We start from the raw sequence: 13,922 nt of genomic DNA, 5'->3' as shown, positions 1-13,922 counted from the left end.
CCTCTGCATCATCCCCATATAATTCTGGCATGGTTTGTAAAATTGCTTCCCATCGTTCCAGTTCTTTGAAAACATCAAGGTCAGCAAGGTTCGGACTCTCTCCTCGGAGGTCCGCCATAGCCAATTACCTCCGACTGGCGGAACGAGCATCAGGTGACTGCAACCTTATCGGGTTCGAAGTCGTCACATCCCTCTCAGCCATCGCGATTTAGGACGCTCGGCAACCGACGGCTGGACGCGGATGCGATCCAACGCTCTCAATTTACCCTAGCCCGTAACCATGTCGTGCGGAACTTCGCCCAGCAGGTGCCGCTTGGCTCTATGATCTGTGTGCAGTGACAATCTTCGTTTCACGACACGCGGGCGGCGCAAACCATAGTGCTCAAAACCTCTGATCTGCAGCCACATTCGGACGACCAGCCGGACGACAACCCCGCCAGCTCGTCTGGCATTGGCACCAAAATCCAAGGCCAAAACGGCTTTGCCCCCAGACCGCAGAACGAACCTTGCCCCAATCCGTTAACTGCCGCGTTGGGGTCCGAACGTGAGGCTCCAACGGGACCTGCAGTTTTCGGGCTGGCGGATGCGCTACAACAGGTGGCGCGAATGTTGGGCACGGCGTCCACGCGCGACCGGTTTGCACACACGCTGCCGATGGTCGCGGGCGAGTTGCCGCTTTCCCGTCTCGACGAGGCCGCTGAAAAACTTGGCCTGGCGGCCAAACTCGTCGAAACGCCACTCGCGCAAGCCTCGCCTCTAGCCCCGCCATTTGTTGCCTTCACATCGCAAGGCGATGCTTATGTCGTGACAAAATACGACGCCAAGAACGACGTCGTGCACACCCTTGCCTTTGTACAGGGCCAACCGGTCGAGCACCGTCAGAGCCTGCGCGCGCTCAGCGAAGCCTCAAACCCCACCGTGATCTATCTGGCCCGCCAGAACGATCTGGATGAGGCCTCTGATCTGCAACCGGACCGGCGCCAGCACTGGTTCTGGTCGGCGGCGAGCCGGTTTGGCGTCAGCTACACCCAGGTGATCGTCGCAGGGTTCCTGGTCAATCTTCTTGCCTTGGCGGCCCCTTTGTTCGTCATGAACGTCTACGACCGGGTCATCCCGAACCTCACCATCCCAACCCTTTGGGCGTTGGCGGCAGGCATCGGGATCGCGATCGTCTTCGATTTCTTGCTGAAACTGGTGCGTGCCCGCGTGGTTGATGAAACCGGGCGGCGGATCGACATGACCGTTTCCGGGCGCATGTTCGACCGCTTGCTTGAAGTACGCTCCGACGCACGGCCCAACGCCACAGGCGTGTTGGCGAGCCATATTCGTGATTTCGACAATGTCCGCGACGTGCTGACAAGCTCGACCGTGGTGGCGCTGACAGACGCGCTGTTCATCTTCATCTTCCTGGCCGCGCTCTATTGGATCGTCGGCCCGTTGGCGGCGGTGCCGGCGGCTGCGGCGGTGCTGGTGCTTACATTCACCTATGTCAGCCAATGGCCGATGGCGCGCGCCATGCGGCGGGCGCAGTCTGACGCCTCGAAACGCCACGGCATCTTGGTCGAAACACTGTTGTCGCTCGATAGGGTGAAGGCGCTGGGCGGTGGTTCACCGCTGCGCCAACGGTTCGATCACTCGGTGGCCGAATCCAGCCGCTCGGCCACCGCCGCGCGGTTCTGGTCGATGTTGACAACCACTGTGCTTCAAACCGTTAGCCAGATCGTCTCGGTGATCATCATCGTCTGGGGCGTGTTTCTGGTGCTCGATGCGCAGATCAGCGTCGGCGCATTGATCGCCGCCAATATTCTGTCGGGGCGGGTCCTGGCACCTTTGGCCTCCGTCGCCGGAACGCTGCAAAGGGTGCAGAACGCCCGCTTTTCGTTCAAGGCCGTGGATCAGATCATGGCCTTGCCATCGGAATGGACAAGCGCGGAAGCCACACGTCCCTTGAAGGCGCCAACGCTGACGATCGAGGGCCTCTCCTTCCAGTACAAACCGGACCTGCCGCCAGCCCTCAGCGACGTTACCTTCCAACTGGAACCCGGCGATCGGCTGGGGATCATCGGGCGGATTGGGTCGGGCAAAAGCACGCTTGGCCGATTGCTGTGTGGCCTGTCCCAGCCGAGCCAGGGCCGTATCCTGATCGATCAGGTGGACCTCAAACAGATCCCGCCCACCGAGCTGCGCGGCTTTGTCGGCTATGTCTGCCAAGAACCGGAGCTTCTGTCAGGCACGCTGCGTGAGAACATCACGCTCGGCGCGTCGATGGCCACAACCGATGATATCGACCGAGCAATTGAGCTTGCTGGCCTGTCGGAACTGGCGCGCACTCATCCGCTGGGCCTTTCCATGCCGATCGCGGAACGCGGGCGCAATCTGTCAGGCGGACAACGCCAGTCGATCGCCTTGGCGCAGGCCCTGATCCGCCGGCCCAAGCTCCTTTTTCTCGATGAACCGACCGCCGCGCTCGACCTGTCCGCAGAACGCCATCTGCTGACGTCGCTGGAAAGGCTGAGCAAGGACGACGGTGTGACCCTGCTGATGGCCACGCATCGCAATTCCACCTTGAAGGCTGTCTCCAAGCTGTTGGTGCTGGAACGCGGTCAATTGGCGGCCTTTGGCCCGCGCGATGAGGTTCTCAAAGTACTCGAACAGCAGGCAATCGCGTCATGACCTTTCACAGCCCTGCGCTCGATGAGGCCTTTGCCAACGATATCCGCGGCGCTCTGGACGCACGGCGCCAGACCAGCTTGGCGCCGCTGATTGGCGTGGTGGTCTTGCTAATCGGTGCATTTCTGGCCTGGGCGGCAACTGCGGAGCTGGAAGAAGTGACCACGGGCATGGGTCAGGTCATGCCGACCAGCCAGATGCAATTGGTCCAGCCCTTCGAAGCGGGCATCGTGCGTGACATTGCGGTGGCCGAGGGTGATGTCGTCGAGGCTGGCGATGTCTTGTTGGTGATCGACGATACCGACGCGCGTTCCACCCTTGGTGAATTGCAGGAACGCCAACAGGCGCTTGCTATGCAACAGATCCGCCTGCTGGCTGAGGCGCGTGGTCAACAACCGGTCTTTCCAGCCGATAGCGCACCGGACATCGTTGAAGGCGAACTCCAGCTCTATGAGGCCCGCCAGCTGGCGCTGGCGCAGCAAATCGGCGTCGTCAGCGAACAGCTGCAACAACGCACCTTCGAGCGCGATGAGCTGCTGTTGCAAATTGAGGAAACCGAAGCATCGATCGGGTTTTTGGAGCGCGAATTGGAGCTTAACCGGCGTCTCTATGATCGAGGTGCGATCGGAGAGGTCGAGTTCTTGCGACGCGAGCGGGCGGCCGCCAATGAACAGCGTGCCATGGCCGTGCTGCGCGCCGGGGTGCCACGGACGGAGGCCGCGATCGAGGAAAGCCGGCGGCAACTTGCCAATATCGACATCCAGTTCCGTGCCGAAGCCCGCCAGGAGCTGACGGCGGTCATCGCCGATCTGGCGGTGATCGATCAGTCCCTGCGCTCAGCGCTCGAACGCGTGGAGCGCACGCGCATGCGCGCGCCGGTGCGCGGCATCGTCAACGCCCTGCCGGTGACGACGCTTGGTGCGGTCATCCGCCCCGGCGAAAGCGTGGTGGAGATCGTTCCCTTGGATGACCAGTTGCTTGTTGAGGCCGAAGTGCGTCCGCAGGACATCGCTTTTATCAGCGCCGGTCAGGACGCATCGGTGAAGCTCACGGCCTATGATTACACTGTCTATGGCGACCTTTCCGGCGTGGTTGAGCGGATCAGCGCCGACACGTTCGAGGACGAACAGGGCAACACCTTCTATCGCGTGATCATCGGACTGGAAGACAACCGGCTGCGCGATGGTGCCGAAGTTCTGCCGATCATCCCAGGCATGGTCGTGACCGCCGATATCCTCACCGGCAGCAAGACGGTTCTGGATTATCTGCTCAACCCTGTGACCCGCGCCCGCAACGAAGCGCTCCGCGAGCGCTGATCAGCGCCTACCTGGCCAATTGCGAACTCCAGTCCGTGATCGCGGTTGGCAGCACCACACACCATGGAAACATTGGAAAGACCGGAGCGCTGATCGGTCTCAGCGCTCCGAGCTCTTTTAGGTCGTTTGGATGGCGATCTCGACGCGCGTGGTCTCATCGACGATGGCGACAGAGCCACCAGTGACACCTTCCAGCGTTGCGACCTCTTCAAAATTGGCGCCGTTCGCCGCGCCATCGGAATCCACCTGGATCGATGTATCCCGGCCATCGCTTCGCGCAACGACATAGTCGTCCTTCGTCGCTTCACCGAAATTGGCGTCCAGCAGGCCACCAAGGTCCAGCTGGTCACCGTCGGCATCGGAGAAGTCGCGGATGAGGTCATTGGCCGCCGGGCCAAGCACATCTTCATTGACGGTGACTGTTTGGCCCACGGTTTGCGCGCTGGCGGCGCGCGCGGCGCTGGCCACAATGATGGCATCTCCACCTGACGGCAACGCACTGATATCAACGGTCACGTCGTTGAAGACGATCTCTTCAAAGCCATAAAGGATGTCAAAACCGTCATCGTCCGGGTCGCTGGTGTAGACGATCACGCCGTCCCGGCTTGCCGTCGCGCTGTACTCGTAATCAGCCTCATCGCCATCGATGATGAAGCGATCGGCATCGCCCTCGCCGCGAACATATTGCGTGATCTGCGGATCATCGAAGACATCCGGACCCGGGTTGATGATCGATTCAACGGAGATATCGCGATCGGCAAAACGCAGGGTCTCAAACCCGAAAAGAATGTCGAACGTGTCGTCATTGCTGTCGACCGTCCAAACCACAACGCCTTGCCCATCATCGGTCCTGGCGAAATTGTAGTCTGTCGACGCGCGGGCATAGGCAAAGACGTCATTGTCCGTCGTGCCGGTCTCGAACTGGCTCTCGCTGGCGATATCGTTGACAATCGTCTCGTCACTGCCGCCGGCAATCGAAAGCGTGAACTGATCACTCGCGGTCAAGCCGCCGGCATCTCGCGCCGTCAGGACGATCTCGATCGAACCGGCATCGTCGACTCCAGGCGTGCCGCTGAACCGGCCGGTCTGAGGGTCGAAGGACAGCCAAGTCGGCAGTGCACCACCGCCCAAAAGCGTGGCGCTGAGCGTGAGCGTCGCGTCGTCAACATCGGCAAAGGTGTTTCCCGGAACAGTAAACGACAGCGCCGCGCCTGTTGTAGCCGATTGGTCAGCGACAGGCGTTTCAAGTGTCGGCGCATCATTGACTGGCAACACCTTGACGGTCGCGACATCACGCGCCGTTTCCCCAGAAGGATCGCGCGCGATGACGGCGACATCAAACGCGCCAACATCGGCATCATCGGGGGTTCCGGTGAAACGTCCCGTTGCCGGATCAAAGGACAGCCAATCCGGTAGCGGCGATCCGTCAGCCCTGGTAGCCGAAAGCGTCAACACATCCCCGTCGGCATCAAAAAACGTATCAGGCGGCAAGGTGAAATCGACGACCTCTTCTTCAAGGACCACCTGGTCGCCAACGGGGCTTTGAACGATCGGGGCGGTGTTATCCGGGTCGACCGGCGCCACAGTTACCGAAAACTGATCGGAGACCGACAACCCACCAAGATCGCTGGCCGTCACGACGACCTCGACAACGCCTTCATCGCCTGCCGAGGGCGTCCCAGAAAACGTTCCGGTTTCTGGATCGAAGGAAAGCCAGGAAGGCAGCGGCGCGTTGTTCGGCCCACTGGCGCTCAAGGTGAGCAGCGCATCATCCACGTCGGCAAAGGTCGAGGATGAGACGAAGAACGAGAAGTCGCCGCCAACATTCACCGATTGATCGGCAAGCGGCGCTTCAAGCGTTGGCGCATCGTTCACCGGGCTCACAGTGAGGTTGAACACATCACGAGCCGTTTCGCCGGCTGCGTCACGGGCGCTGACCGCGACGGCAATCACGCCGACATCGGGATCATCCGGCGTACCGGTGAAGCGGCCGGTCTGCGAGCTGAACGACAACCAATCAGGAAGTGCCGAGCCATCGCTTCGCGTCGCCGACAAGGTCAGCGGCTCGCCATCCGCATCGAAAAAGGTATCCGCCGGTACCGTGAAATCAAACGCGTCCTCTTCGGCCACGGTTTGGTCGGCCAGCGGCGTCTGGACGATCGGTGCCGTGTTGTCCACGTCCCCGGCTTCCACTTCCAGAAGGAAACTGTCGGTCGTCGAGGCGCCGTCCGGGTCGCTCGCGGTTACAGTCACGGCGATCCGGCTGACATCACCATCATCGGGCGTGCCGGCGAAAGTGCGCGTCTCTGGGTCGAAGCTCAACCAGGAAGGCAATGGCTGACCATCGGAGCGCGTGGCTGCAAAGGTAAGCGTGTCGCCATTGGCATCTGCGAACGCATCCTCTGGAATTGCGAAGGTAAGTGCCGTGCCGGCCGTCACGGTTTGTGAGGCCAGGGCGTTGACAACGATTGGGCGCACATTCGGCCCATCGACGGAAATCGAGAACACATCGCTGCTGCTCTCGCCATCAGGGTCGACGGCTGTGACCCGGATCGTAACCGATCCAACATCGGCGGTGCCGGGCGTGCCAGAAAATTGTCCAGTTGCGGCGTTGAAGGTCAGCCAGTTGGGAAGCGTTCCACCATCTTCAGCTTGCGCCGACAGGATCAGCTCATCGCCATCAGGGTCGGCGAAGGTGCCCGCCGGAATGTCGAAGGCAAAGCCGGCGCCGACGGTTGCCGTCTGCTCGTCGATCGGTTGATCAAGAACCGGCGCCTCGTTGGTTGGCGCGTTGGGATCAGTGATTTCCAGCCGCGCGATGCGGCCTTCAGGACTGCCAATATCGACCAGATAGATGAAGCCATCCGGCCCCTGAACGAAGTTGGTCGGCCCGAACGGATCGAGATTGGTCACATACTTGATCTCGGTCCGATCATTGGTGTCGATCGAAAAGATCTCGCCTTGAGGGATGTCGGTGAAGAAATAGTCGTTGAGGAATTCATCGGGGTATTTGTCGCCGGTATAGACCGAGCTGGACCCGACAATGGCGTTGAACTGGAAGCCGGGTTCAGAATCGACCCGCGAAAAGGCCCTGTAGGGCTGCGTCAGGATGATGTCCCCGGCCTCGACGGCATCGTAAAACGCCTGCGCCGCGGGTAAGTTCTCATAACTCGGCGTGCGCACCAGTTCACCATTGTCACCGCCCTCATAGAACGGCCAACCGAAATTCGCGCCAGCCGGTCCAGAATTGATCTCTTCATAGGAGAACCAGCCGGTCTCCGACAGAAAGAGGTCGCCATCTTCGGTGAAGGTCATCGTGTAGGGATTGCGCAGGCCGAGCTGATAGACCTTTGAACTGTTGGCGCCCAGATCATCTCCTGGCTCCACGAAGGGGTTATCGGGCAGACCAAGCCCAGTCAGCGGATCGACCCGCAAGATCTTGCCTGAGAGCGAATTGATGTTCTGCACATCGACCGAGCGTGGGTCGGCGAAGTTGAACGAGGTGCCATCACCGGTCGAGATGTACAAATTGCCATCCGGCCCGAATGTAAGCGCGCCGCCCGCATGCGACTGGGAGTCGACCTTGATGTAGTCGGTCTTGAACTCGCCCGTCGTTGGATCGATGTCGGAGGCGGTGCGGTCGGCATAGACCGGATCGGTGTAGTTCAGCCGTCCTTCACCGGAGATATCGGCAAAGGTCTGGCCAGCACCGCCAAGCAGAATGATCTTGGAATCAGGCACAATCGTCGGTGTGGCGCCGTCCATATTCAGCTCATAGCGCACCACATGGGCAAAGCGGTTGCCGGAGGAATCGCGCACCTGACCATCAACGCCATTCTCCGCGCCCTCAGGATCAACCGTGTAAAACGCGTAGAGATAGGGATTGGCATCAAAATCGGGATGGATCGCAATGTCCAAAAGGCCACGATCGGCATTGGCGTTGACGTCATCGCGAATGTCCAGAAGCGTGGACTCTCGCGTTCCGGTTTCGGTATCGACGACCACCAACCGCCCGCTCTTTTCAACCACGATGGCCTGCGATCCGGCACCAGGAATCCATTCAATCGCAATCGGCCCATCCAAGCCGCGAACGACATCGACAATATCGACGTCATAGGCCGACTCCAGCGGCGGATTGTCGGGATCAACCACCGGATTTTCATCGTCCAGGATGCTGACATTCGTGGTGCGCGGGAACAGCAAAGCGCCGCTATCGACCGACACGATGGATACGTTGAAAATCTCGGTTGGCTCGGAAAGGTTGTCATTGACGATCGGGACATCGATGCGCAGCGTCGTCTCGCCAGCTGGCATCGTGACGATGCCACCATCGGCGGTGTAGTCCTCGCCAGATGAGGCCGTCAGCGGGTTGATGTCATAGGTGATGTTGACCGGATTGGTCGTGTCGCCGGTGCGCTTGAAGGTGACCGACACAACGCCGTCTTGTTCGCGAACGCTGTACGACGCGGACTCAATGAAAATTGACCCTGACATAGACCCACTCATGTAAAACGCCGCAGGTCCACTATTTTCGAATTTCAGATTAAGTAAATATAAACCTTAAATCATCGCCCTTGATGGTTAATGTGTTAACTATAGCAAGTCAGATACTACACGTTTTGCTTGCACGAACTGTGTGATCACCACTGATAACGCCAACCAAATCGGGCCTTAGCCTGGGTGAGACCTAAACCAACCGCCGTGCGAAGATGTCACCGGAGTTGGCCTCCGTCGGAAGGCTTCCGATCTGCTCGCTGAGCCCTGACGCGTCGATCCACGGATCGTGCTGCAGCCGGTGCTCCTCGCCGAAGCTCACGTTGAATTCGTAAGTGCCAAGCGCCTGCAGCCGGTCGATACAAGCCTGGGCAACGTCGCGCTGGATCGTGGTGAACTCAAATGACAGCGCGGGTAGCGCCGTGCTGAGGCCACTCAAAACCGCCAGTTCATGCCCCTCGACATCGATCTTCACAAAGTCCGGAACCCCGTGTTCATCGATCAGAGCGTCGAGTGTCGTCACCGGCACTTCGATTTCTGAATCCCAGACCTGACCACGCCAGGTTTCGGCACCAGAGGCGGCGGCGAGGAAAGCTGGCGAAGCCGTGGCCACCATGGGATTGGCCTGGTTCACATGCAGCGCAAGCTGACCAATCTTCGCGCCAACCGCTGCAGCGGTCAGCGACACTTTCGGATGGCGCCCATAAAGAAGGCGCAACGCCCGATAGACACGAGGCTGCGGTTCTGCCGCCACCACGGACGCGCCGAGACGCAAAAAACTGCCGGTTCTGTCCCCAACATGCGCGCCGATATCAAAGGCAAGCCCACCGCCCGGAAGAAACTGCGCATGAAGCGCATCCATGCGCGCCGTCCGTGCTGTATCGCGATAGTAAATGTCGAGCGAGCGAGCGATCACCGACCGCGCGGTGCCTATTCTTGGCATCGCATTCAGCCCGAAGCCTGTTCGAGCAACACCACCGACCTCAAAACCTGAGAGGCGACACGCGCCGTGTCCTCCCAAGTGGGCAAAGAGAGCCCGGCAGCATGGCTGGCACGCGCAAGGCCCCTTCTTTGCTCGGTATCGAAGAGCAGCAGGCGCAAGGCCTCTGCAAATTGATCCGGATCCTTAGGGGGGACCAGCAAGCCGGCATCGACGGGCACCGTGTCCGGTACGGCACCAGTGCGGCAGGTAACGATGGGCAGGCCATAGGACAAAGCCTCGTCGAACACGATGCCGTAGCCTTCATAGCGGGTGGCGAGCGCGAAGATTGAAGCCTGTCGATAGAGCGCTGTCAGTTCATCTGACGACACTTTGCCGGCCATCTTCACGCGGTCAGTCAAGCCCAACGCATCGAGCAAGCCACCAAGGTCCTCCGCATGCTGCGCATCATAGGCCGACCCAACGATGGTCGCCTGCCAGGCCAGATCTTTGAGCTTTGCCAGGGCACGCAATAGAACATCGTGCCCCTTGCGCGGGTGTTGAATACCCACTGAGAGGATCAGTGGCGGATCGACGGGTTCGGCAGGCCCGGTCGGCCGGTCGGTGCCGGGCCTGGCAATGGTGATGCGGCTTTCAGGCACGGCATAATCGCGCGCCAGGATCTTGGCAGTATGCGGGCTTGGCACAAGGACATGAGAGGCCAAGGCCAGATTGTCCCGCTCGGTCGCAAAGAGGTGGGCGCGGCGGTCCTCGGTGAGACCGCTCTCCAAGGCCAAGGGATGGTGGATCATGGCAATGATCGGCACCTGCACGCGCGCCAGGCCAACGGTTTCGATCGAGCCAAAGACCAGCCCGTCAAGGATCAGTGGCCGGTCCGGGGGTAGGTCAACAAGCTGGGCAACAGCGTCGGCCATGTCGGCAGCGCTTGGATCGGGAAAGGTCGGCGCCAATTGCAGATGCAGCACATCGTGACCGAGCGCGCGCAGGCCCTCAAGCAGGCGGCGTTCATAGATGTAGCCACCGGTCAGCGTTGTGATATCGCCAGGGATGGCGAAAGCGGCCCGGGTGAGTGTTTTGGCTTTCATGCCAACTGCTCCGGCGCATAGATGCGCAAAACGCGCCCTTCAACGAGCCCGACAAGCGCGTAGCCCAGCGCCGACAGCCCCGCCACCATTACCACCGCGCTCCAGAGCATGTCGTAGTCGGACAGCGAGGCCGACAGCGCCATCAGGCTGCCGGTGCCATTGCCGGTCGCCAGCCACTCGACAACAGTGACGGCAAGCACGGCTGCCGGCACGCTCATCCGCGCGGCCGCAAACAGGGCGGGCAGCATGGCGGGTATCCGAACATGAACGAGGCGCTGCCACGGTCCGGCGGCGTAACTGTCGAGCACGTCGATCACTTGGCCTGGCGCCTGGCGTAGACCGTGCAAACAGGCAACCAGCGTCGGAAAAAAGACCATCACCGCGACAAGGACGATCGTTCCGGTCGCGCCACGGCCCAACAAAAGCACGATGAGCGGAGCGGTCGTGACAATCGGCACCGAGCGAAGCGCAATCGCCAACGGCATAGCGGTTCCGGCCACGGCAGGAACCAGAACAAAGAGCATGGCGAGGCCCGCTCCCGCTGCGAGACCAGCCAAATAGCCGGGCACCAAAAAAACCGCCGTCTCGGCGAGCGCCTTGCCGAGCTTCGCTCTCGTCAGGGCCGAGTCCGGATCGAGAAAAAGCGCGCTCACAACATCCCACGGCCCCTTGGCGAAGAACGGGTTGAGGTCGAAGAGGGCGATCAAACCCCACCAGGCAACGAGCACAAACACCACGACCTGGAGCGCGTCGCTGGCACGACTCAGCCAACTGGTTTGGTCGCGACCGCCTGAACGCGCTGGCGCCAAAATCACTGGCGGCGCATCGCGCAGAACCCGTCGCGCGATCCAACCGATGGCAAGATAGGCAAGGATCGCAACCGCTGTCGCAACGGTCGCCAGCGCCCAGGTCATGTCGACGTCAAGGGCGCGCATCGCCCGAACGGTCAGTACGCCCATGCCGCGTTCAGCCCCGGTAAACTCGCCCACCATCGCACCTAGAAAGGCTGCCGGCGCGGCGATCTGCAACCCGGCGAAAAGATAAGGCAGCGAAGCCTGCAGACGCACGTGAAACAGTTCCGACAGACCCGAACGGCCATAGCTGCGCACCAAGTCAAACCAGGTGGCAGGCACAGCCTTCAGCCCGACAAGCAACGGGATCAACGTCGTGTAATAGACCGCCAGCGCAGCCAGCATGATCTGCGGACCTGGACCCGGCCCGAAAAGCACGCGCAGGATCGGCCCCGTTGCGACCAAGGGCAGGCAGAACACGACAAGCGCAACGCCGGTGACCAGCGTCTGGCTGCGCGGCCAGGCAAGCGCGATGGCCGCCAGCAGGATGGCAGCCAGATTTCCAAGCGCGAATCCGGCAGCGGCATTGCTCAACGTCACGCCGAGCGCCCGGGCCATCAGGCCGCTATTGTCGACCAGATAAAGAAGAATGTCGGATGGTGCGGCGAGGACAAAACTGTCGGCGAGCCACCGTGCACCGAACTCCCAGGCAACAAGCACAAAGACGAGACCAAGGATCGTCGCCCGCGAGGAGGATGGCTGACCGATCCCCGCTGAGGAAAGCGCCAGCGGTTTGGCAAGCACGGCTGACCCGGTCATTGCGCCGCCAACGTCCCGTCGCTTTTGGCCATCCCGTCGGCGAGGGCGGCAAAAACCTGATCGGCAATGGCGCCGAACGCCGGCCGTCGCGCGTCATCATGACGGCGCGGGCGAGGAAGATCGACGGCGATATCGGCGACGATCTCCGCCGGTCGCGGCGATAGGGCTATGATGCGATCGGCCAGCATGACCGCCTCATTCACCGAGTGCGTCACCAAGAGTGTGGTGGTGCCCCGCGCCTCCCAGAGACGCGGCAAATCCTGCGCTAGTTGCCGACGTGTGAGTTCGTCCACCGCGCCAAAAGGTTCGTCGAGCAGAAGCAAACGAGGCTCAGTTGCCAAAGCCCGAGCAATTGCAGCGCGCTGGCGCATACCGCCCGAAAGCTCTGCCGGTCGCACATCGGCAAACCCGTCCAAACCGACAAGTGCGATCAGCTGATCCACATCGCCGTCTTTGATTGGCCGTCGTGCGAGTGTCAGCGCAAGCTCAATATTGCCGCGCACCGTCCGCCAAGGCAGCAAAGACGGGTCCTGAAAGGCGACGGACAGCTCGGCGCGACGCAGCGTTTCAGCGGGCGGCGATCCACCGATATCGATGGTCCCGCTGCTGGGCTCTTCCAGCCCCGCGATCATGCGCAAAAGGGTGGATTTCCCGCAGCCGGACGGTCCGACAATGGCTGTCGTCCGCCCGGCGGCAAAGGAAAGGTCGAGCGGGCAGACCGCCGTCAACCCGCCGGGGTATGTCTTGGAAAGTCCAGCGCAGACGATCCCCGGCGGTGGAGGATGATCAGGCGCCATAGACCTCTTCAAGAATCGAGCGGTCCCAAAGATCAGGCGTAACTGTGCGGCCGAGCAAGGCCAAAGTTTCAATGTTCTCTGCCACGGCCTCATCGGTCCACCAGCCAAACCCGTTGGCCGCCGTCTGGTCGGAGAACATGAGCGGCACCTGCCGCGCGGCCTGCAGCTTCTGCGTTTCCAGATCGAGCCCAGCATCGGGGAACATCGCGAGCGTCAGCTCAGCGGCCGCATCGGTGTCGGTCTGATAGGCCGCCCAGCCGCGTACCTCGCCAGCCATCAAGGCAACCAGCTCCGAGCGGCGCTCAGCCAAGCTTTCGTCGGTCGCGATGTAGGTCTGCGAATGCACCGCATAGCCATAATCGGCCATCAGCATGGTGAGGCTCTCAACGCCCTGCATGGCCATCGCCACCGGCAGATCAGTTTCCCAACAGAGCAGGCAATCCACCTCGTCGGCGAGCAAAGGCTGCGCCGAATATTGGGTGGGGATGATGTCAATGGCGTTGATGTCGACATTGTTCAGCGTGCACAGCGCCTGAAGCACGGGCGTGTTGGCGAGCGCCATACCAATGCGCTTGCCTTCCAGATCGCCCGGCACGTTGACCGGGTTGACGGGCAAAGAGGCGATGACAAAGGGGTTTTTCTGCATGGCAACGCCAAGGATTTTAAACTCAGCGCCCTGCTCCACAGCCGCTGCCGTGTAATCAGCCGCCGAGATACCCATCAGGGCCGTGCCGGAAACCACCGGTGGCTCGACAGGGGCATTGGGGCCGCCGGGCAACAGCGAGACATCCAAGCCGGCCTGCGACCACCATCCCCGGTCAAGGGCGATGTAGCTGCCAGCAAATTGGGCCGAATGCAGCCAGGACAGTTGAAAGCCCACCGGCGTCTGTGCATGAGCGCCGCGAAGGGGCCAGCCAGAGGCGGCTGCACCTAATCCAAGGCCTGCACCGGCAAGCAACGTTCGGCGTGTGAGGGGAAAGCGGTCAGTCATGGGATCCTCCATTTGGACC

8 protein-coding genes are annotated in these 13,922 nt (G+C 61.1%); 2 read left to right on the top strand and 6 right to left on the bottom strand.

Features of this window, described 5'->3' with window-relative positions:
- Positions 1 to 606 precede the first annotated feature (606 nt).
- Both JJ917_12480 and JJ917_12475 read left to right on the top strand, forming a co-directional pair.
- Positions 607 to 2,673: a type I secretion system permease/ATPase gene (locus JJ917_12480; GenBank protein MBO6699641.1), complete on the top strand. Its 2,067-nt coding sequence runs from the start codon at positions 607 to 609 to the stop codon at positions 2,671 to 2,673.
- Positions 2,670 to 3,986, top strand: coding sequence for an HlyD family type I secretion periplasmic adaptor subunit (locus JJ917_12475; protein MBO6699640.1), 1,317 nt, complete (start codon positions 2,670 to 2,672; stop codon positions 3,984 to 3,986). The genes JJ917_12480 and JJ917_12475 overlap by 4 nt, the downstream gene beginning before the upstream one ends.
- A gap of 117 nt (positions 3,987 to 4,103) precedes the next feature.
- Here the strand turns inward: JJ917_12475 and JJ917_12470 are convergent, their stop codons facing one another.
- The 6 genes from JJ917_12470 to JJ917_12445 all read right to left on the bottom strand — a co-directional run bounded on the left by JJ917_12470 (position 4,104) and on the right by JJ917_12445 (position 13,903).
- Positions 4,104 to 8,480 carry a putative Ig domain-containing protein gene (locus JJ917_12470; GenBank protein MBO6699639.1) on the bottom strand — a complete coding sequence of 1,459 codons (4,377 nt, stop codon included), beginning with the start codon at positions 8,478 to 8,480 and terminating at the stop codon, positions 4,104 to 4,106.
- Positions 8,481 to 8,673: 193 nt separating this feature from the next.
- Positions 8,674 to 9,423 (bottom strand): FkbM family methyltransferase, encoded by a 750-nt coding sequence (locus tag JJ917_12465; protein MBO6699638.1) that lies wholly within the window; start codon positions 9,421 to 9,423, stop codon positions 8,674 to 8,676.
- A 5-nt stretch (positions 9,424 to 9,428) separates the two neighbouring features.
- Positions 9,429 to 10,505, bottom strand: coding sequence for a glycosyltransferase family 4 protein (locus tag JJ917_12460; GenBank protein ID MBO6699637.1), 1,077 nt, complete (start codon positions 10,503 to 10,505; stop codon positions 9,429 to 9,431).
- Entirely contained in the window at positions 10,502 to 12,115 is a 1,614-nt protein-coding gene (locus tag JJ917_12455; GenBank protein ID MBO6699636.1) for an ABC transporter permease subunit, read from the bottom strand. The genes JJ917_12460 and JJ917_12455 overlap by 4 nt, the downstream gene beginning before the upstream one ends.
- Entirely contained in the window at positions 12,112 to 12,912 is an 801-nt protein-coding gene (locus JJ917_12450; protein ID MBO6699635.1) for an ABC transporter ATP-binding protein, read from the bottom strand. Before JJ917_12450 ends, JJ917_12455 begins: the two co-directional genes overlap by 4 nt.
- Complete coding sequence (locus JJ917_12445) at positions 12,902 to 13,903, bottom strand: ABC transporter substrate-binding protein (GenBank protein MBO6699634.1); 1,002 nt, start codon at positions 13,901 to 13,903, stop codon at positions 12,902 to 12,904. Before JJ917_12445 ends, JJ917_12450 begins: the two co-directional genes overlap by 11 nt.
- Between the last annotated feature and the right edge of the window lie 19 nt (positions 13,904 to 13,922).

The organism is Hyphomicrobiales bacterium, assembly GCA_017642935.1.
Taxonomy (GTDB): Bacteria; Pseudomonadota; Alphaproteobacteria; order Rhizobiales; family MH13; genus MH13.
This window is presented reverse-complemented; position numbering and strand designations above follow the sequence as displayed.

Bases quoted from the DNA above. Each gene is read 5' to 3' on its own strand.
- JJ917_12480 (MBO6699641.1), top strand. From the start codon at position 607: ATGTTGGGCACGGCGTCCACGCGCGACCGGTTTGCACACACGCTGCCG.
- JJ917_12455 (MBO6699636.1), bottom strand. From the start codon at position 12,115: ATGACCGGGTCAGCCGTGCTTGCCAAACCGCTGGCGCTTTCCTCAGCG.
- JJ917_12460 (MBO6699637.1), bottom strand. From the start codon at position 10,505: ATGAAAGCCAAAACACTCACCCGGGCCGCTTTCGCCATCCCTGGCGAT.
- JJ917_12465 (MBO6699638.1), bottom strand. From the start codon at position 9,423: ATGCCAAGAATAGGCACCGCGCGGTCGGTGATCGCTCGCTCGCTCGAC.
- JJ917_12475 (MBO6699640.1), top strand. From the start codon at position 2,670: ATGACCTTTCACAGCCCTGCGCTCGATGAGGCCTTTGCCAACGATATC.
- JJ917_12445 (MBO6699634.1), bottom strand. From the start codon at position 13,903: ATGACTGACCGCTTTCCCCTCACACGCCGAACGTTGCTTGCCGGTGCA.
- JJ917_12450 (MBO6699635.1), bottom strand. From the start codon at position 12,912: ATGGCGCCTGATCATCCTCCACCGCCGGGGATCGTCTGCGCTGGACTT.
- JJ917_12470 (MBO6699639.1), bottom strand. From the start codon at position 8,480: ATGTCAGGGTCAATTTTCATTGAGTCCGCGTCGTACAGCGTTCGCGAA.